The organism is Streptomyces genisteinicus (assembly GCF_014489615.1).
GTDB classification, from domain to species: domain Bacteria; phylum Actinomycetota; class Actinomycetes; order Streptomycetales; family Streptomycetaceae; genus Streptomyces; species Streptomyces genisteinicus.
The window spans coordinates 7,418,187-7,437,219 of record NZ_CP060825.1; the positions used below are offsets into that span (position 1 = coordinate 7,418,187).

Annotated in this window: 15 protein-coding genes; 9 read left to right on the forward strand and 6 right to left on the reverse strand. The window is 74.3% G+C overall.

Annotated features, from left to right (window positions below; translation table 11 throughout):
- Positions 1-58 precede the first annotated feature (58 nt).
- From IAG43_RS31725 to IAG43_RS31735, 3 genes are all read left to right on the forward strand, one after another.
- Positions 59-1,720: a polysaccharide deacetylase family protein gene (locus IAG43_RS31725; RefSeq protein ID WP_246574660.1), complete on the forward strand. Its 1,662-nt coding sequence runs from the start codon at positions 59-61 to the stop codon at positions 1,718-1,720.
- Positions 1,717-2,676 carry a hypothetical protein gene (locus IAG43_RS31730; RefSeq protein WP_187744076.1) on the forward strand — a complete coding sequence of 320 codons (960 nt, stop codon included), beginning with the start codon at positions 1,717-1,719 and terminating at the stop codon, positions 2,674-2,676. Before IAG43_RS31725 ends, IAG43_RS31730 begins: the two co-directional genes overlap by 4 nt.
- A gap of 175 nt (positions 2,677-2,851) precedes the next feature.
- Positions 2,852-3,892, forward strand: coding sequence for a LacI family DNA-binding transcriptional regulator (locus IAG43_RS31735; RefSeq protein ID WP_187744077.1), 1,041 nt, complete (start codon positions 2,852-2,854; stop codon positions 3,890-3,892).
- 334 nt (positions 3,893-4,226) lie between these two features.
- On the opposite strand, the gene IAG43_RS31740 is transcribed toward IAG43_RS31735, so the two are convergent.
- The 4 genes from IAG43_RS31740 to IAG43_RS31755 are packed head-to-tail and all read right to left on the reverse strand — an operon-like array spanning position 4,227 to position 8,841.
- A complete protein-coding gene (locus IAG43_RS31740) occupies positions 4,227-5,600 on the reverse strand; it encodes a GH1 family beta-glucosidase (protein ID WP_187744078.1) in 1,374 nt (457 codons plus the stop codon).
- A gap of 46 nt (positions 5,601-5,646) precedes the next feature.
- On the reverse strand, positions 5,647-6,486 hold the full coding sequence (locus IAG43_RS31745; RefSeq protein ID WP_187744761.1) for a carbohydrate ABC transporter permease: 840 nt from the start codon (positions 6,484-6,486) through the stop codon (positions 5,647-5,649).
- Positions 6,487-6,514: 28 nt separating this feature from the next.
- Entirely contained in the window at positions 6,515-7,510 is a 996-nt protein-coding gene (locus IAG43_RS31750) for a carbohydrate ABC transporter permease (RefSeq protein ID WP_187744079.1), read from the reverse strand.
- 14 nt (positions 7,511-7,524) lie between these two features.
- A complete protein-coding gene (locus IAG43_RS31755) occupies positions 7,525-8,841 on the reverse strand; it encodes an ABC transporter substrate-binding protein (RefSeq protein WP_187744080.1) in 1,317 nt (438 codons plus the stop codon).
- Between the two features lie 189 nt (positions 8,842-9,030).
- Between IAG43_RS31755 and IAG43_RS31760 the strand changes: the two genes are divergently transcribed.
- Positions 9,031-10,317 carry an ROK family transcriptional regulator gene (locus tag IAG43_RS31760; protein ID WP_187744081.1) on the forward strand — a complete coding sequence of 429 codons (1,287 nt, stop codon included), beginning with the start codon at positions 9,031-9,033 and terminating at the stop codon, positions 10,315-10,317.
- A gap of 59 nt (positions 10,318-10,376) precedes the next feature.
- Here IAG43_RS31760 and IAG43_RS31765 read toward each other — a convergent pair whose 3' ends face one another.
- Positions 10,377-11,351: an alpha/beta hydrolase gene (locus IAG43_RS31765; protein ID WP_187744082.1), complete on the reverse strand. Its 975-nt coding sequence runs from the start codon at positions 11,349-11,351 to the stop codon at positions 10,377-10,379.
- A 136-nt stretch (positions 11,352-11,487) separates the two neighbouring features.
- Complete coding sequence (locus IAG43_RS31770; protein ID WP_187744083.1) at positions 11,488-12,717, reverse strand: saccharopine dehydrogenase family protein; 1,230 nt, start codon at positions 12,715-12,717, stop codon at positions 11,488-11,490.
- A 212-nt stretch (positions 12,718-12,929) separates the two neighbouring features.
- Between IAG43_RS31770 and IAG43_RS31775 the strand changes: the two genes are divergently transcribed.
- The 5 genes from IAG43_RS31775 to pfkB all read left to right on the forward strand — a co-directional run bounded on the left by IAG43_RS31775 (position 12,930) and on the right by pfkB (position 19,033).
- A complete protein-coding gene (locus IAG43_RS31775) occupies positions 12,930-13,628 on the forward strand; it encodes a TetR/AcrR family transcriptional regulator (protein ID WP_187744762.1) in 699 nt (232 codons plus the stop codon).
- A 228-nt stretch (positions 13,629-13,856) separates the two neighbouring features.
- On the forward strand, positions 13,857-14,348 hold the full coding sequence (locus tag IAG43_RS31780; protein WP_187744084.1) for a nucleoside deaminase: 492 nt from the start codon (positions 13,857-13,859) through the stop codon (positions 14,346-14,348).
- Positions 14,349-14,987: 639 nt separating this feature from the next.
- Positions 14,988-17,063 (forward strand): elongation factor G, encoded by a 2,076-nt coding sequence (gene fusA / locus IAG43_RS31785; protein ID WP_246574661.1) that lies wholly within the window; start codon positions 14,988-14,990, stop codon positions 17,061-17,063.
- Positions 17,064-17,333: 270 nt separating this feature from the next.
- Positions 17,334-18,089 carry a DeoR/GlpR family DNA-binding transcription regulator gene (locus tag IAG43_RS31790; RefSeq protein WP_187744085.1) on the forward strand — a complete coding sequence of 252 codons (756 nt, stop codon included), beginning with the start codon at positions 17,334-17,336 and terminating at the stop codon, positions 18,087-18,089.
- The gene (gene pfkB / locus IAG43_RS31795; protein WP_187744086.1) at positions 18,086-19,033 is read left to right on the forward strand and encodes a 1-phosphofructokinase; all 948 of its coding nucleotides are present in this window, start codon (positions 18,086-18,088) and stop codon (positions 19,031-19,033) included. The genes IAG43_RS31790 and pfkB overlap by 4 nt, the downstream gene beginning before the upstream one ends.

Below are 19,033 nucleotides of genomic sequence, written 5' to 3' on the forward strand. Positions count from 1 at the left end.
CGAGCACCGCCGCCGTCCTCCTGCTCCTCCTCACCGTCGCCACCCGAGGGGAGATCTGGTGACCCCCGCCGCCCGCGACCGCGCCGCGGTACGCCGCGTCCTGGTGCGCCTGCTCCTCGGCGGGCTGGCCGCGGCCGTCGCCGCCCTGCCGTTCCTCGCCGCCTGGCAGCACCGGGCGGACCGGCTCGCCGTCGAGGACCAGGCCCGGCCCCCCGCCGCGCCTCCCGCCGCGGGCGCCCCCGCGGCGAGGGACCTGCCCCGGGGCACCGGCCCCGTGGTGCTCGCCTACCACGACGTCCGGCCCGACGGCGAACGCCCGTACACCGTGACGCCCACGGCCTTCGAGGGGCACCTCGCCGCCCTGCGGTCGGCCGGCTACCGGACGCTGAGCACCGCCGAGTTCGTCCGCCACCTGCGCGGAGAGCCGGTGCCCGGGCGCACCGTCTATCTGACCTTCGACGACGGCGCCCAGGGCCTGTGGCGGCACGCCGACCGCAGTCTGGCCCGGTACGGCATGCGGGCCGCCGTCTACCTGATCACCGGTCAGGTGGGGGAGCGGCACGGCTACTACCTCTCCTGGGAGGAGGTCCGCCGGATGGCCTCGTCGGGCCGCTGGGACTTCCAGAGCCACACGGACGACCTGCACCGCCACCTGCCGCTGGACGCGGCGGGCGCCCGCCGCGGACCCGCCCTCACCGAACGCCTCTGGCTGCCCGCCGAGAGCCGCCGGGAGACATCCGCCGAGTACCGGGCGAGGGTCGCCGCAGACCTGGACCGGTCGATCGGCGCGATCACCGCTCACGGCCTGCCGCGCCCCCTGCTCTTCGCCTATCCGTTCTCCGAGTCGCACGGCTCCGGCCCCGCAGGCGCCGGCGACCTGAGCGGACTGCTGCGGCAGCGCTTCACCGCCGCCCTCACCAACCACGGGGGCCCGCACCCGCCGGGCGCCGGTGCACGGGCCGCCGCCGAAGGAACCGTCCAGCGCCTGGAGATCACCACCGGGACCACGGCCGCGGACCTGATGGCCGGGCTCGCCGAACGCACTCCCCGCCGCCCCGGCGACGCACCGCGGCCGCTGGCCGACCCCGGCGGCTGGGACTTCCCCGGCGCGCCCGCGGGGACCGGCGTGGGCGCGTTCACCGGAGCCGGACCGTACCCGGCCGGTCGGGAGCACCTGTCGGCCGAGTACCGCCCGTCCGCCACGGCGGACTGGACCGGGTACGCGGCCGATGCGGACGTCCGCGCACTGCACGCCGACACCAACGGCGTCTCGGTGACCGTACGGGTCCACGGGACACGGCCCGTCGCCGTCGCGCTGAGCCGGGCCGGTCTGCGCGTCACGGAGGGCACGGGGAGCGGGCGGCGCACGGTGGCCCGCGCCCGCCTGGAGCCGGCCGCACGGCACACGCTGCGGATCGTCGTGTCCGCGCGGAGCACGGACGTCTACGTCGACGGGCGGCGCCGGGCCCGGGTCGCGGTCCCCGCGGATGCCGCCGCCGGCGCCCGGGGAGGCATCGCGCTCGGCGTCCGCAACGACGGAGCTCCGCACTGGCCGGCCTTCCGGACGCTGACGATCGCCGCCGCCGACGGCACCTGGGGCCCCGGCGGCACGGCCGACGCCCGCCCGGGTCCGGTGCGCACCACCGGACAGGGCGCGACCGGCGGGCCCGCCCCCACCACCGGGCCCGCGGAGGCGGCCCGGGAGAGGACGTCACGGTGAACACCCGGCGCAACCACGGCCCGCTCGCCCGCAGGGCGCTGCTCGCCGCTGCCGTCGCCGCCTCCGCGGGAGGCACGGCCGCCGCCGCGCACGGCACGGCGGGCCCGGCCGCAGGCGTCCCGGACCCCCCGGGGACCACCCCCGCCCCCGAGCCCGCGCCGGCCCCCGTACCGGCGACGGAGCCGACGACCCCGGACCCGGCCGGCGGCGCCCGCGGACCCGGTCAGGGGACCGGTGAACCGCCCTTCGCGGCCGACCCGGTGTGCTTCCGCGCCCGGTTCCCCGACGACGGGCTCGTCACCAACGAGTACGCCTTCCGCCGGCCCGACGACCCGCACGCCCGGACCCATCCCGACTGGGACGTCACCAGCGGTTCGCTCTTCGCCCGCTGGACCTACGGCTGGACGGGCGTCCCCGACGACCGCTCGCCCGACGCCGGTTCGGCCGGCGGCACCGGCTCGTGCGTCTTCCGCCTGGTCACCCGCCGACGGGACCTCGAGGACGTCGCCGTCACCTTCCGCGCCCTGGTCGAACCCCCGGTAGCCACCCCGGGAACCCGCGAGCGGGACTGGGACGGCGCGCACCTGTGGCTGCGCTACCGCAGCCCCCAGGAGCTGTACGCGCTGAGCTTCCGCCGCCGCGACGGCATCGTGGTGCTCAAGCGCAAGAGTCCCGGCGAGCCGGGCGGCGAGGGGGTCTACCGCACGCTCGCCCAGACCAGACACCCCGTCCCGTACGGGCGGTGGCACCGCGTCAGCGCCCAGGCGCGCTCCGTCAGAGGCGGTGTGCTGCTCCGTCTCGCCGTGAACGGCCGCCTGGTGCTGCGGACGGTCGACACCACGCCGGGAGCGCTGCGCGGCCCCGGCGGCGTCGGCCTGCGCGGGGACAACACCTCCCTGGTGTTCGACCGGTTCACGGTGCGCGAGCCGCGCCTGCCCGGACTCGGGCACGACTGACGGCCCCCGCGGCCGCGGCCCCGCACGGCTGCGCCGCACCCGCCCCGGTGCCGGTCCGCCCGCCGCACCGCGCAACGTCGCGCCTGACCGGTCCCGCCCCTGTGCCGCGGCCCTCTCCGGCGTCCGTCGGAGAGCGCTCTATGCCTCTGGCCGGGCAGAACGCTAGGGTGCGGGCATGAACAGACAGGTCCCGACACTGGAGGACGTGGCCCGCGAGGCCGGTGTCTCACGGGCGACGGTGTCCCGGGTCATCAACGGGATCCGCAACGTCGACCCGCACATCCAGGACTCCGTGCGCCGGGCCGTCGAACGCACCGGGTACGCCCCCAACCGGGCCGCGCGGTCGCTGGTCACCCGCCGGGCCGAGACGATCGCGCTGATCGTCTCCGGTGCGGGCGACGCCTCCGAGGAGGAGCAGGACGCCTTCGCGGCCCGGGTGTTCGCCGACCCCTTCTTCGGCCGGGTCGTGAGCGGCGTGGTCGGCTTCCTGCGGGGTCGGTCGATGCACCCGGTGCTGATGTTCGCCGAGACGGAGGCCGCCCGCGACCAGGTGCTCGCCTACCTCCGGCAGGGCAGCGCCGACGGGGCGCTCGTCGTGTCCACCCACGCGGACGACCCGCTGCCGGGGATGCTGGCCGCCGCCCGGCTGCCCGCCGTGCTGTTCGCCCGGCCCGCGCACCCCGTCCCGCTCAGCTACGTCGACCTCGCGCACCGGGACGGCGCACGGCTTGCCGCCGACCACCTCCTCGACCGCGGCTGCCGCCGCGTCGGCACGGTCTGCGGACCGCAGGACGTGCCCGCGGGCCGGGAGCGCCTCGCCGGGTTCCGGGACGCGCTCGCCCGGCGCGGCCACCCGCACGTGCCCGTCGCGGAAGGCGGGTTCACCCTGGCCAGCGGTGCCGCGGCGATGATCCGCCTGCTGGACGAGCACCCCGGTGTCGACGGGGTGTTCGCCGCCAACGACCTGATGGCCCAGGGCGTCTGCCAGGTGCTGGGGGAGCGGGGGCTGCGGGTACCGGAGGACGTGGCGGTCGTCGGCTTCGACGACTCCAGCGCCGCCACCGCGTGCCGCCCGCCGCTGACGACCGTGCGGCAGCCGGTGGAACGCATGGCGTCCGCGATGGCGGAACTGCTGGACGAGCACATCCGCGGTGTGCGGACCGAGCCCACCTCGCTCGTGTTCGATCCCGAACTGGTCGTCCGCGCCTCCGCCTGACGCTCCGCCGGCTCCGGGCACGGCCCCCGTCACCGCCTCCGGCGCGCGGGGGAGAGGGAGCCGGGGCCCGCCGGGCCCCGGAGGACGGGGACCGGGCGGGCCCCGGCGTGCCGGGCCCCCGGATCGGCGTACCGGGAGCCCGGCGGACCGGGAGGACCTGCGGGTCAGGGCGGCCGGTGCTTCTCGTCGAGGCCCGCGCCGCGGTGCGGCCTGGTCCCGTCGTCCGAACGTGCCCTGACAGGGGGCGGAGGTGCCGTGCGCGGACCCGCCGACGGGCCGGGCCTCCCCGAGGGAAGGGCCGGCCCGCCGCCCCGGCGGACCGGGCCCGGACGCGTCAGGCCGCGTGGTGAGCGCTCTCCGAAGCGGTCCGGTGCTCGCGGATGACCTCCGCGTAGCCGCGCCCGCTGCCCTTCACGGTGCGCGCCTGGGTCTTGTAGTCGACGTGGACGAGGCCGAACCGCTTGTCGTAGCCGTACGCCCACTCGAAGTTGTCCAGCAGGGACCAGGCGTAGTAGCCCTTCAGCGGCGCACCCCTGCGGGCGGCGCTCGCGCAGGCGGCGAGGTGCCCGAGCAGGTAGTCCCTGCGTTCGGGGTCGTCGACGGTGCCGTCGGCGCCCACCACGTCCGGGTAGGCGGAGCCGTTCTCGGTGACGTACAGCCGCCGGGCGCCGTACTCCTCGGTGAGCCGCATCAGCAGGGTCTCGATGCCCTCGGCCTCGATCTCCCAGTCCATGCCGGTGCGCGGCACGCCGAGCCGGCGGACCTGCCGTGCGTACGGCGCCGGGCCGGCCGGGTCGTCGGCGACGACCGCCGGGAAGTAGTAGTTGAGCCCCAGCCAGTCGAGCGGGCCCCCGATGGTCTCCAGGTCGCCGTCGCGCACCGGCAGGTCCACGCCGTACAGCTCGACCATGTCCTCGGGGAAGCCCCGGCCGTGCACCGGGTCGAGCCACCAGCGGTTGGTGTGGCCGTCCATCCGCCGGGCGGCCGCCACGTCCTCGGGCCGGTCGGAGGCGGGCGCCACCGTCGAGAGGTTGTTGACGATGCCGACCTGCGCGCCGGGCGCCGCCGCGCGGATCGCCTGCGCGGCGAGACCGTGCCCGAGCAGCAGGTGGTAGGAGGCGCGCACGGCGGTGGGCAGGTCGGTCAGGCCGGGTGCCATCCGGCCCTCCAGATGGCCGATCCACGCCGAGCACAGCGGCTCGTTGAGGGTCGCCCACTGGGTGACGCGGTCGCCGAGCCGCTCGGCGAGGGCCCCGGCGTACGCGGCCAGGTGGTGGGCGGTGTCCCGCTCCGGCCAGCCGCCCCGGTCCTGGAGCACCTGGGGCAGGTCCCAGTGGTAGACGGTCAGGCTCGGCGCGATGCCCGCCTCCAGCAGGCCGTCCACCAGCCGGTCGTAGAAGTCCAGCCCCCGGTCGTCGGCCGGACCGTCGCCGCCGGGCACGACGCGGGGCCAGGCGGCGGAGAAGCGGTAGGCGTTGGTGCCCAGCTCCTTCATCAGCGCGATGTCCTCGCGCCAGCGGTGGTAGTGGTCGCAGGCGGTGTCGCCGTGATCGTCGTTGTCGATCTTCCCGGGGGTGTGGGAGAACGTGTCCCAGATCGACGGGGAGCGGCCGTCCTCGGCGACGGCCCCCTCGATCTGGTACGCCGATGTGGCGGTGCCCCAGGCGAAGTCGTGCGGGAGCGCGGCGAGGTCGATGGGCTTGGTCACGGACGTCCTTTCAGACAGGGGAGGGGGGCGCCGGTGCGGCGGGGGGTCACTTGACCGCCCCGGCGGTCAGCCCGGTCACCAGGTAGCGCTGGAGCAGCAGGAAGCCGGCCACCACCGGGATGCTGACGACGAGCGAGGCGGCCATGATCTGGTTCCAGTACACGTCGTTCTGGGTGGAGTAGCCCTGGAGGCCGACGGCGAGGGTGCGGGTCGTCTCGTTGGTCATCACGGAGGCGAACAGCACCTCGCCCCACGCGGTCATGAACGCGTAGACCGCCACCGCCACGATGCCGGGGATGGCGGCGGGCACCACCACCCGGAACAGCGCGCCGAGCGGACCGCAGCCGTCGACGGTCGCCGCCTCGTCGAGGTCGCGCGGCACGGACTCGAAGTACCCGATCAGCATCCAGATCGAGAACGGCAGCGAGAAGGTCAGATAGGTGAGGATCAGGCCGCCGCGCGAGCCGAAGAGGGCGATGCCGGTGGCGTTGCCGATGTTCACGTAGATGAGGAAGAGCGGCAGCAGGAACAGGATGCCGGGGAACATCTGGGTGGAGAGCACGGTCACCGTGAACACCCGCTTGCCGCGGAAGCTGTAGCGGCTCACCGCGTACGCGGCGAACACCGCGATCACGACCGAGCACACCGTCGCCGCGCCGGCCACGATCAGCGAGTTGACGAAGTAGTCGGCCAGCGGCACCGTCTCCCAGATGTCGAAGTAGGGCCGGATCGTCAGCCCGCTGGGAATCCAGCGGAACTCGCCGGTGACGTCCTGGAGCGGCTTGAGCGAGCTGGAGACCATCACGAACACCGGCAGCGCGACGAATGCCGCGAGCAGTGTCAGGAAGATCCGCCGCGACCACACGAAGGAGCGGGGCGCGGCCATCGGCGAGCGCGCGGTGCGGGGGGCGTGACTAGACATGGGAGACCTTCCTCCCTCGGGAGGTGAAGAACAGGTACACGCCCGTCACCAGCAGCAGGAAGCCGAGCAGCAGTACGGACATGGCCGCTCCGGTGCCGAAGTTCCAGGTGGCGAACGACGACTGGTAGATGTGCACGGAGATGAGGTCCGCCGCCTCCGGTGCCGCCTTTCCGAACAGCACGAAGGGCGTGTTGAAGTCGTTGAAGGTCCACAGGAAGAGCACCAGTACGAGGACCTGGTTGACCGGGGCCAGCGACGGCAGGGTGATGCGCCGGATCTGCTGCCACACGCCGGCGCCGTCCAGGGCGGCGGCCTCGTACAGCTCCTTCGGGATGTTCTGGAGTCCGGCCATGACGATCAGGAAGGCGAACGGCCAGCCCTTCCACACCGAGACGGTGAGCAGGGCGATGAAGCTGTTGTCCCCGATCAGCCAGAACGGCCGCCCGTCGGTGAGCCCGAGCTGGTCGGTCAGGACGTGGTTGATCAGGCCGTTGTCCCGCTGGAACATGAACGCCCAGGTGATCACCGCCGCGTACACGGGCAGCGCGTACGGCACCAGGAACAGGGCGCGCAGCAGGCCGCGCCCGGCGAACGTCTCCTGCATGTACACGGCCGCCGTGGTGCCGAGCAGCCAGCACAGGCCGACGGACAGGACGGTGAACAGGCAGGTGATCCAGAAGGAGTGGAGCAGTCCCCGGCCCACGGGGGCGTCGAAGTCGACGGCGACGGAGAAGTTGTCGAACGCCGTCCACGGCGCCGCCGTCCAGTCCCGCAGGTAGAACTGCGTGAGCTCCTTGAAGCTCATGACGAAGCCGATGACGATCGGGACCAGGTGGACGAGCAGTTCCAGCGCGAGCGCGGGCAGGAGCAGGAGGTACGGCAGTCCGATGCGGCGGAGCCGCCCGGGGCGGCGCGGGCCTCGCGCCGTCCCGGGGGCCTTCCCCCGCACCCCGGCCTGTCCGGCCGGTGTGCTGATGGTGGTGGTCATGGCAGAAGCACCGCTCACTGCCCGGCCATCTGCTGCTGAGCCTTGGTCAGCTCGGCCTCGACGTCCGCTTCGGTGGGCTGCTTGCCGGACGCCGCCTGGGCGAAGAGGTTCTTCACGGCGGTGCCGACGGCGGTCTCGAACTGCGACTCGTCGGGCACCTGCGGCAGGGGGGCCGCGCTGGTGGCGAGGGTGTCGCGGAGCACCTTGAGCTCGGGCCGGTCGAACGCCGGGTCGCTCTGGGCCGCCTTGACCGGCGGGATGGAGCCGTAGGTCGAGCAGAGGTGCTTCTGCTCCTCGTCGCTGGTCATGAACTTCACGAACTCGAGTGCCCCGTCGAGGTTCCTGGTGTTCTTGAAGACGGCCATGTTGATGCCGGCGACCATCGAGTTGACGCTGGTGTCCTGGCCGGGCGTGCCCGACTGGACCGGGACCGGCGCGACGCCCCAGTCCTCGTCCTTCATGCCCTGGGCCTTGAACGTGGTGGCGGCGGCCTGCCAGAGCACCATCGCGGTCTTCCCCTTGGAGAAGTCGCTGAGGGACTGGTTCTGCGCGTACTCCGCGTTGCCGGGGGCGACCACCTTGTCGGCGGCCATCAGGTCGACGTACTGCTTCACGGCCTTGACCGCGCCGTCGCTGGTGAAGTCGGCCTTGCCCTGGGCGTCGAAGAAGTCGGCGCCGTGCTGCTTGCCGAGGACGAACACCTGGTGGATGTTGTTGGAGAGGTTGGAGCCCTCGGCGCCCAGACCCCACTTGTCGTCCTTGGAGATCTTCTTGCCGGTGGCGACGAGCTCGTCCCAGGTGGCCGGGGGGCCCTCGATGCCCGCGTCGGCGAACATCTTCTTGTTGTAGTAGAGCGCGTACGCCATCGAGTACAGCGGCACGGCCGCGGGGTCCTGGCCCTCGGCGCCGGTCGAACCGAGCGCCGATTCCACGAAGCGGTCCCTGCCGCCGATCTTCGCGAGGTTCTTCTCGTCCCAGGGCAGCAGAGCGCCGGTGGCCTGGAGCGACGCCGACCAGGTGTTGCCGATGTTCAGGACGTCCGGACCCTGGCCGGAGGTGGTCGCCGTCATGATCCGGGTGAGCAGGTCGGACCAGGGCACGACCTCCAGCTTCACCTTGATGCCCGTCTTCTTCTCGAACTTGTCGAGTTCGGGCTGGAGGATCTTCTTGTCCGCCTCGATGCTGGGGCCCTGGTTGGAGGCCCAGTAGGTCAGGGTCTTGGGCGACTCGTTGGACCCTCCACCGGTGGACGAGCCGCCGCCGCAGGCGGTGGCGGCGGTGAGCAGGGAGACGACGACCGCGCCACTGGCGGCTGCCCGGATTCTTCGCATGGCTCCAGGTGTCCCTTTCCTCAGGAGCGACGAAAGCCGTGAGGGGCGGAGGGCCGGATGGCTACGGCGTTCGGCTCCCGAACACCCTCAGGACTTAATTTAGGACGTGAGTTAAGCTGCGTCGAAAGGTCGCGTCAAGAGGCTGAACACAGGTATGTTGCGGCGGGGACAGGCCGGGAAGGAGCCACGATGGCCGAGCGGAGCAGGCGCACGGTGAATGACCTGCGCAGGGGCAACCGGGCCGCGGTATTGCAACGGTTGTATTTCGACGGTCCGATGAGCCGGCAGGCGCTCGGGCCCGTCACCGGGCTGAGTTCGGGTTCCATCAGCAACGTGGTCGCCGAACTCGCCGCCGAGGGCCTGGTGGAGGAGGCCGGCAGCGTCGGGTCCGACGGCGGCCGTCCGCGCACCCTGCTCAGGGTCAGCCCGGCGGGCGGCCACATGATCGGCGTCGACCTGGGGGAGACCCGGGTCCGGGTCGAGCTGTTCGACGTCACCCTCACCGAACTCGCCCGCGCCGAAAGACCGCTGACGGACACCGCCTACGACGTCGGGGTGATCGTCGAGCACATCCGCAGCGCCGTCGACGAGGTCCTCACCCGGTCCGCCGTGCCCCCCGGCCGGCTGCTCGGCGTCGGCATCGGCACGCCCGGCATCGTCGAACGCGCCCCCGGCGGCGCCGTCGTGCACGGCCAGACCATCGGCTGGGACGCCGTCCCCCTCGAAGCCCTGCTGCGCACCGCCTGCCGGCTGCCCGACACCGTCCCGTACTTCATCGACAACGGCGCCAAGACCCTCGGCCAGGCCGAGATGTGGTTCGGCGCCGGACGCGGCGCGCACAGCGCCGTCGTCGTCCTCTTCGGGTCCGGCGTCGGCGCCTGCCTGTTCTCCGAGGGCGCCGACCAGGGCAGAGCCCTCGAATGGGGCCACCTCACCGTCCAGGCCGGCGGACGCCGCTGCCGCTGCGGGGCGGCCGGCTGCCTGGAGGCGTACGCGGGCGCCGAGTCCGTGCTGGAGCGCTGGCGCGAGGCCGGCGGGCACCCACCGGAGGGCGTCGACGAGGAGACCAGGCTGACCGCCCTGCTCGCGGCCGCGTGCCCCCCGGACGGCACCGCGCCCGACCCCGTCGCCCACGCGGTCATGACCCAGACCGCCGAATACCTCGGGGCCGGCATCTCCGACCTGGTCAACCTCTTCCAGCCGGAGCGGGTGCTGATCGGCGGCTGGGCGGGCCTGGCGTTCGGCTCGCGGTTCCTCGACGACGTCCGCCGCCACGCCGTCGCCTACTCGCTGACGCAGCCCGCCTCCCGGGTCACCGTCGACCTCGGCCGGCTCGGCCCCGACGCGGTGACCGTGGGCGCGGCGACCCTGCCCCTCGCGGACTTCTTCGCACGCGGGGGCCGCCGCGCCGCGCCGGCGGCGGACATCGCGCCTCCGGCGTGGCGGGCGGCCCTGGAGGACCGGGTGCTGGGCTGACCGCGACCTGCTCCCGGTCCGTCGCGCGGCCGGTTCGGTTCCCCGGCCGTCGCGCGCGGTCAGCTGCCGTGCAGGGCCTCGCGCAGCGCGTCCACCGCCAGCTTGCGGGCGACGTTCGCCGCCCGGGTGTCACGCAGGCTGTCCAGCAGCAGGAAGTCGTGGACCATGCCCGCCACCCGCACCGACGTCACGTCGACGCCGGCCTCCCGGAGCCGGTTGGCGTACTTCTCGCCCTCGTCCCGCAGCACGTCCGCCTCGTCGGTGATCACCAGCGTCCGCGGCAGCCCCCTGAGCTGGTCCAGGTCCGCCCGCAGCGGGGAGGCGTGCGGTTCCTTGCGCTGCCCCGGATCGGACGTGTACTGGTCCCAGAACCAGATCATCCCGTCCCGTGTGAGGTAGTAGCCCTCGGCGAACTGCCGGTACGACGGGGTGTCGAAGTCGGCGTCGGCGACCGGGTACAGCAGGACCTGCGCCTTGAGGTCGAGCCCGCCGCGCTCCTTGTTCATCAGCGCGAACACCGCCGACATGCACCCGCCGACCGACTCGCCGGTGACGGCGACCCGCCCGGCGTCGAGGCCGTGCTCGGCACCGTGCTGTGCCAGCCACTGGCCGACCGCGTAGTTCTGCTCCACCTGCGTCGGGTACTTCGCCTCCGGCGCCCGGTCGTAGACGGGGAACACCCCGGCCGCGCCCGCGCCCACGGACAGCTCGCGGAAGAGGCGGTCGTGGGTCACGTCGTCGCCGAACACCCATCCGGCCCCGTGGATGTAGAAGACCACGGGCAGCGGGCCGCTGACACCCCTCGGCCTGATGATCCGGGTGCGCACCGGGCCCCACTCACCCGCGTCGACCGTCACCCACTCCTCGTCGACCGCGGGGCGCTCGACACCCTCGCCGGTCTGCAGACCGAGCAGGATGTCGCGGCCCTTCTCGGGCGGTACCTCGTAGATCCGCGGATGGGGGTCGGTGGCCTCCGCCAGTTCCCTCGCGGCGGGTTCCAGGTACGGCGTGATCGGCGGGGGGATCTCGGCCATGCTGGGTCTCCTTCGGCAGTGGGGGGAGTGCCGGCCGGTCCGGAACGCGACGTCCGCCGCGCCCACCGGGCCGGGCACCCCTCCCATGCTGGGGCGGAAGCGGTGATGCCGCACCCCGGGGCCCCGCGCGCCCCCGCTACTGCTCGCGCACACCCCACGGGGAGCCGTACGCGGTCAGCAGGTCGAGGAACGGACGCGGCGCGAACGCCTCCGGACCGAGCACGCCGCTGCCGCTCCAGGTGCCGGCCGCCACCAGCTCCAGCGCCACGACCGGGTTGACGGCGGTCTGCCAGACGACGGCCTGGCAGCCGTACTCCGCCATCGACCAGGCGTTGTCGACGACATGGTGCAGATACACCTCGCGCGGCGCCCCGTCCTTCGTCCCCTTGACCCAGGTGCCCGCGCAGGTCCTGCCGCGCATCCTGTCGCCCAGCGCCGCCGGGTCCGGCAGGCAGGCGGCCACCACGTCCCGCGGGGAGACCCGCACGCGCTGCCCGTCCTCGGCGGTGACGGTCACCGGCCGGGTGCTGTCGAGCCCGACGCGGTGCAGCACGCGCAGGGTGTCGATGAACTCCGCGCCGAGCCCGTACTTGAAGGTGACCCGCCCGGCGTCGACCCACCGGGGGATCAGGAGCACCTCCTCGTGCTCGACGTTGACGCACTCCACCGGGCCGATCCCGCCGGGGAAGTCGAAGACCTCGGGCTCGCTGAACGGGGGAGTGGTGAACCATCCGCGGTCCTTCTCGTAGACCACGGGCGGGTTGAGGCACTCCTCGATGGTCGTCCAGATGTTGAACGACGGCGCGAAGTCGTAGCCCTCCACCGTGAGGTCGGCGCCGTCGCGCACGCCGATCTCCTCGACGGTGTCGAAGAGTTCGTCGGCCGCGTACCGGGCGAAGACGTCCGACAGGCCCGGTTCCACACCGATGCCGACCAGCGCCAGCCGCCCCGCCTCCTCCCATGCGGGCGCCATGGAGAACTGCTCGTCGCCGAGCTTCACCCCGGTCCGCTCGTGCGGCAGCTCCGGGTGGGGCCGGGACAGCGACATCGCCATGTCCAGATAGTGCGCGCCGGCCGCGAGCGCGGCACGGAACAGGGGCATCACGAAGCGCGGATCGGTGGCGTTCAGCAGCACGTCGCAGCGCTCGTCGCGCAGCAGTGCGACGACGGCCGCCTCGTCGGAGGCGTCGACGCGGGCCGCGGCGAACCGCTCCGGCGGGCCGTCGCCGGCCACCGCCGCCACGGCGGCCTCCGCACGGGCCGCCGCGTAGTCGGCGACCACCATCCGCTCGAAGAAGCCGCGCCGCGCGGCGATACGGGTGATCGCGGTGCCGACTCCGCCGGCGCCGATCAGCAGGATGCGCATATCAGGTCCTTTCCCTGCACAACGGTCTTCGCCCGGGCTGCACCGATCCAACGCGTCGCGTGCGGTTATGGTCAATGGCGTTGGCATAAGGGTCGGCGACCGGGTCCCGGACCGCCGCCGACACGCCGCACCCGGCCCGGCGGACACACGGCCGGCACACCCGCGGGGGCGGGCCGGACCGCCCGCCCGGCCCGCAGGAAGGGATGAACACCGTGCCCAAGAAGGTGGTCGCCGAGCAGGCGCGCAGACGCCGTCGCACCACGAAGACGGGCGCGGTGCTGTCCGAACGACTGATCGTGCTCACCGCACTGCGCATGCTCCGCGAGCACGGCGGGGAGGGGCTGACCGCGCGGCGGCTGGGCCTGGCGCTCGGCGCCGACCCCAGTGCCCTCTACCGGTACTTCCGGGGCATGGACGACCTCACCCTGGCGATCGGCGACGAACTGATCGGCCGGGCGCTCGACGGCTGGTCGCGCACCGGGGACTGGCAGGCCGACCTGCGCGGACTCGGCCTGCGCATCCACACCGCCTACCTCGACCACCCGCAGGCCGCCGTGCTCACGGCGAGCCGGGTCTCGGGACGTGCCCATGAGATCGCGGCCGACGAGGCCGTCCTCGACGTGCTCCACCGGGCGGGGTTCGGCGTCGAGGCGGCCGTGGCGGTCTACCACTGCTTCATCGACCAGGCCCTCGCCTTCGCCGCGCTCGACGCGGCGACGCTCGCCCTGCCCGAGGCCGCCAGAGCGGCCGACGAGGCCGTGTGGCAGGCCACGTACGCCGCACTCCCCTCCGGGACCCACCCCAGGATCGCGGACGCCGCGCCCCGGCTGGTCGCCGAGATGAACACCAGCGCCTATCCGGCCGCCCTCGACATGCTCATCGAGAGCGCGGCGGCCCGGCTGCGCCGGTGATTGCCGGCAGGCGTCCCCCGTCCGGCGTCCCCCGTCCGGTGTCCGCCGCCCACCGTTCGCCTGCGGAGCCGCTGTTCACGGCGGCGCTCACCGCAATGACCGGACGGGGGTGCGAGCCGACCGGGCCGGGGATGCGTGCGCACCACGGCGGGCGGCGGCCGGATAGCGTCGCCCCCGGGCCCGTCCCGACGGGCCCGGACGGCACGGCACCAGACCCTGGGAGCGGACATGACCGACGAAGCGGAACTGCGCCATCTGCGGCGCTGTGTGGAACTGGCGGCCGAGGCCGTCGACGCCGGTGACGAGCCGTTCGGCTCCGTCCTGGTCGGCGGGGACGGCACGGTCCTGGCGGAGGACCGCAACCGGGAGACCTCCCTCGCCGACCCGACCCGCCACCCCGAATTCGCCCTCGCACGCTGGGCGGCGGCCCACATGACCGCCGACGAGCGCCGCGCGGCGACCGTGTTCACCTCGGGGGAGCACTGCCCGATGTGCGCCGCCGCCCACGGCTGGGTGGGGCTCGGGCGCATCGTCTACATCGTCTCGTCCGTTCAACTGGACGACTGGCTCGGTGAGTTGGGTGTGCCCGCCTCGCCGGTGCGTCCCTTCCCGGTGTCGGAAGTGGTGCCGGGCATCGAGGTGCGGGGGCCCGTCCCCGCACTCGCGGACGACGTCCGCGCCCTGCACGTGCGCTTCCGCGAGGCGCGCGCGAACGGCTGACCGGACAACGGGCCGGGGCGGCGCGCACTCCGGGGCGCGGGTGGCGGGTGGCGGGTCGCGCCGTGCCCGCCCGGGCCGCCGCGCGCCGTCCGGCCGACGGCTGCCCCACCCGTCGGGCGGGGCCGTGCGGCACGACGTGAGCCGTGGCGCAGTGCGCAGGGCGTGGCGCACGACGTGCACCGTGCCGCACGGCAGCGGCACCATCGTGCCGCTCCCGGAAAACCCGTGTCGCCCCCTCGCGCCGGCCTCGTACACTCGGCTCGCGCGCCGGCCCCGATGCCGGTGCCGACCGCAGGCGCCGGCGACCGGCGCCGACGACCAGCAGAGGGGAGCCCGGCCGTGCGTGACCACACCGCCGTCGCGGTCCCCCGTTCCCGGTTCGACGTGATTTTGGTGTCCAGGCGTTTCCGGTGCCGGCTGCGCGGCCGCCACCGGACCCCGTGACGAACGTCTGACCTCCCGTCTGCCGCACACCGCCCTCCGTCGCCCCGACGGTTCGGAAACCGAGCCGTCCCGTGCGCCGGCCGGCGGTCCGCCGCGGCAGCCCCGGTCCGCGACGCCGACTGCCGTCCGCCCGCGCCCCGTTCGTCCCGCGATCGCGCCGCCACCCTCCCGTCGCACCGCGAAAGGCCACCGGCCGTGCGCATCAACCTTCCCCAGCCGTCCGCCACTTCGACGACCACCGTCCGCAACCTGGGCATCCTCGCCCATGTCGACGCGGGCAAGACCACCGTCACCGAGCGGATCCTCTACCTCACCGGCGCCACCCACAAGCGGGGCGAGGTCCACGACGGCACCACCGTCACCGACTTCGACCCGCAGGAACGCGACCGTGGCATCACGATCTTCGCCGCCGCGGTCAGCTGCGAGTGGGACGGACACCGGATCAACCTCATCGACACGCCCGGACACGTGGACTTCGCCGACGAGGTGGAACGCTCCCTGCGCGTCCTCGACGGCGCGGTCGCCGTGTTCGACGCCGTCGCCGGGGTCGAGCCGCAGAGCGAGTCCGTGTGGCGGCAGGCCGACCGACACGGCGTGCCCCGGATCGCGTTCGTGAACAAGCTCGACCGCGCCGGTGCCGACCTCGACACGGCCGTCGCCTCCATCCGGGACCGGCTGCACCCCGCGCCCCTGGTGGTCCAGCTGCCCATCGGCCGGGAGGACGGCTTCACCGGAGTGGTCGACCTGGTCACGATGCGCGCCCTGGTGTGGGACGGCGACACGTGCGCCGAGGGGCCGGTGCCGGACGATCTCGCGGACGAGGCGCGGCGGCGCAGGCGGGTGCTGGAGGAGAGCGTGGCGGAACTCCACGCGGCGGCACTCGACGAGTACTGCGCGCGCTCGTTCCTCTCCGAGGGGACGCTCACGGCGGCGCTGCGCGGCGTGACCCTCGGCGGCGAGGGCCTCGTGGTGCTCTGCGGATCGGCGTACCGCAACCGCGGAGTGGAGCCGCTGCTCCGTGCCGTCGTCGCGTACCTGCCTTCCCCGAGCGACGTCCCGCCGGTGCGCGGGACGCACGCCGGCGAGGAGCAGCGGCGTCCGGCCGAACCCCGGGCGCCCTTCGCCGGCCTGGTGTTCAAGGTGAACTCCACGGCGACCGGGCGGCTGACGTACGTACGGGTGTACTCGGGAACGATCAGGAAGGGGGACACCGTGCTGGACACGGGCGCGCGCCGCACCGAACGCGTCGGACGGATCCTGCGCGTGCAGGCGGACCGGCACGCCGAGGTGGGCCGTGCGGCGGCCGGTGAGATCGTCGCCCTCGTGGGGCTGAGGAACGCGCGGGCGGGGGCGACGCTGTGCGACCCGTCCGCCCCCCTCGTCCTGGAACCGCCCGCCGTCGCGGCCGCGGTCGTCTCGGTCGCCGTCGAGGCCCGCACCCCGCTCGACACGGACCGGCTGGCGACCGCGCTGGCCCGGCTGGTGGAGGAGGACCCGTCACTGGCGGTCCGCACCGATCCCGAGACCGGGCAGACGGTGCTGTCGGGGATGGGGGAGCTGCACCTGGAGGTCGCGGTGGAGAAGATCCGCCGCGGCCACGGCATCGAGGTCGGCGTCGGCCGGCCGCGGGTCGCCTACCGGGAGACGGTCGTCCGCGGGGTGACGGGGGTCGTCTGCCGGCACGTCAAGCAGGACGGCGGCGCCGGGCAGTTCGCCCATGTCGTCATCGACGTGGCGCCGCTCGACGCCACCGCGGGGGAGGACTTCGTGTTCGAATCCGCCGTGGTCGGCGGCCGGGTGCCCAGGGAGTACGTCCGGGCGGTCGAGGCGGGCTGCCGCGACGCCCTCGCCGAGGGCCCCCTCGGCGGGTATCCGGTCACCGGGCTGCGCGTCACGCTGACGGACGGCGCGACGCATCCGAAGGACTCCTCGGAGATGGCGTTCAGGACCGCCGGCAGGCTGGCCCTGCGCGACGCCCTGCGGGCAGCGGAGACAGGGCTGCTGGAACCGGTGGTCGAGCTGACCGCCACCGTGCCCGACGACGCGGTGGGCGGGGTGCTGGGGGACCTGGCCGCCCGGCGCGGCCGGGTCACCGGCCAGACGGCCCGGGCGGGCACCGCCGTGATCACGGCGACGGTGCCGCTGGCCGGACTGTTCGGCTACGCGTCCGGGCTGCGCGGCCGCACCCAGGGCCGTGGCACCTTCACGACCCGCCCGACCGGCTGCGCGCCGGTCCCGGCGGGGATCGTCGCGGGGCTGCGGACCGGATAGCGGACGGCGCCGCGCGGGCGCGGCGGGGCCGCACGGCGGCGGGTCCGGCCGTGCGGCTCCCGCCCGCCGTGCGGCCCGCCCGGCCACGCGGAGCAGGAGGCGGCTCCGCTCGCCCCTGCGTGGAACCGTGACCGACACCGCCCCCGGGTCGCCCGGGGACGGTGTTGGTTTTCTGCCCGTTTTCTGCCCGAATTGGTTTACATCGTTCCGGATGCTGCGTAGCATCGGGAAAAGCCACCTGACCGGTCATGGAAACGGATGCAAAACCACATGTTCGCAGCGGAGCGCCAGCAGGAGATCCTGCGCCTGGCCCGAGAGGGCGGGCGGGTGGACGTGCTCTCCCTCGCGGAGGCGTTCCAGGTCACCGCCGAGACGGTACGGCGCGACCTCAAGGCCCTCGACCGCGCGGGGCTCGTCCGCCGCGTCCACGGCGGCGCCATCCCCGCCGGCCACCTCGAACCGGACCTCGCCGAACGCGACACCGTCGCCCCCGACGAGAAGGACGGCATCGCGCGGGCCGCGCTCGCCGAACTGCCCCGGGACGGCAGCGTGATCCTCGACGCGGGCACCACCTCCGCCCGCCTCGCCGCAGCCTTCCCCGTCGACTCCACGCTCACCGTTGTCACCCACGCGCTCCCCATCGCCGCCCGCCTCGCCGACCATCCGGGCATCGCCCTCCACCTCGTCGGCGGCCGGGTCAGACACCGCACCAGGGCCGCCGTCGACGCCTGGGCGCTGCGCGCGTACGGCGAGATCACGGCGGACGTGGTCTTCCTCGCCACCAACGGCTTCGCCCTCGACGGCGGCCTGACCACCCCCGACCTGGCCGAGGCGGCCGTCAAGCGCGCCGCGGCCGAAGCGGCCCGCCGCGTCGTCCTGCTCGCCGACTCCGCCAAGTTCGGCGCACGGCACTTCGCCCGCTTCGGCGACCTCCGGGACGTCGACCTGCTGATCACGGACACACGACTCGGCGACGACGACGCCCGCGCCATCGAGGCCCAGGGCACGGAGGTGATCCGCGCATGATCCTCACCCTCACCCCCAATCCCAGCCTGGACCGCACCTACGAACTGCCCGCCCTCCGGCGGGGCGCTGTGCTGCGCGCCGGCCGCGACCGGGTCGACCCGGGCGGCAAGGGAGTCAACGTCTCCCGGGCCGTGGCCGCGGCGGGCTGCCGCACCGTCGCCGTGGTGCCCCTGGGCGGCCCCGAGGGCGCCCTGCTCGCCCGGCTCCTGGGCGAACACGGCATCGAGGCGGCCGGCGTCCCCGTCACCGGCTCGACCCGGGTCAACATCTCGCTCGTGGAACCTGACGGCACCCTGACCAAGGTCAACGCCCCCGGTCCCGAGATCACCCGCGCCGAGGCCGCCGCCCTGCTCGACACCGTCGGCACCCACGCCGCCCACGCCGACTGGATCGCCTGCTGCGGCAGCCTGCCCCCCGGCCTCCCGCCCGAGTGGTACGCGGAGCTGGCCGCGGGCATCCACCGGAGCGGCGGACGCGTCGCGCTGGACACCTCCGGAGCCGCCCTGACGGCAGCCCTGCCGGAGCGCCCCGACGTGATCAAGCCCAACGCCGAGGAACTGTCCGAGGCCGTCGGCCGACCGCTGACCACCGTCGGCGACGCCGTGAAGGCGGCGGAGGAGCTGAGAGGTCTCGGCGCGGGCGCCGTCCTCGCGAGCCTCGGCGCCGACGGACAGCTGCTGGTCGACGCCACGGGCACCTGGTTCGGACACGCCACGGCCCGCGCCGTGCGCAGCGACGCGGGCGCCGGCGACGCGTCCCTCGCGGGGTTCCTCGCGGCCGGCGGCGGAGGCCCCCACGCGCTCGCCGCGGCGGTCGCCCACGGAACGGCCGCCGTGCAGCTGCCCGGCAGCGCCATGCCGTCGCCGTCCGACCTCGACCCCTCGGCGGTCACCGTGACCGGCGACCTGCCGCTCGACCGCCCGCTGACGGGGACCGCCGGGTGA

Bases quoted from the DNA above. Each gene is read 5' to 3' on its own strand.
- IAG43_RS31735 (WP_187744077.1), top strand. From the start codon at position 2,852: ATGAACAGACAGGTCCCGACACTGGAGGACGTGGCCCGCGAGGCCGGT.
- IAG43_RS31745 (WP_187744761.1), bottom strand. From the start codon at position 6,486: ATGGCCGCGCCCCGCTCCTTCGTGTGGTCGCGGCGGATCTTCCTGACA.
- IAG43_RS31750 (WP_187744079.1), bottom strand. From the start codon at position 7,510: ATGACCACCACCATCAGCACACCGGCCGGACAGGCCGGGGTGCGGGGG.
- IAG43_RS31755 (WP_187744080.1), bottom strand. From the start codon at position 8,841: ATGCGAAGAATCCGGGCAGCCGCCAGTGGCGCGGTCGTCGTCTCCCTG.
- IAG43_RS31760 (WP_187744081.1), top strand. From the start codon at position 9,031: ATGGCCGAGCGGAGCAGGCGCACGGTGAATGACCTGCGCAGGGGCAAC.
- IAG43_RS31765 (WP_187744082.1), bottom strand. From the start codon at position 11,351: ATGGCCGAGATCCCCCCGCCGATCACGCCGTACCTGGAACCCGCCGCG.
- IAG43_RS31770 (WP_187744083.1), bottom strand. From the start codon at position 12,717: ATGCGCATCCTGCTGATCGGCGCCGGCGGAGTCGGCACCGCGATCACC.
- IAG43_RS31780 (WP_187744084.1), top strand. From the start codon at position 13,857: ATGACCGACGAAGCGGAACTGCGCCATCTGCGGCGCTGTGTGGAACTG.
- IAG43_RS31790 (WP_187744085.1), top strand. From the start codon at position 17,334: ATGTTCGCAGCGGAGCGCCAGCAGGAGATCCTGCGCCTGGCCCGAGAG.
- pfkB (WP_187744086.1), top strand. From the start codon at position 18,086: ATGATCCTCACCCTCACCCCCAATCCCAGCCTGGACCGCACCTACGAA.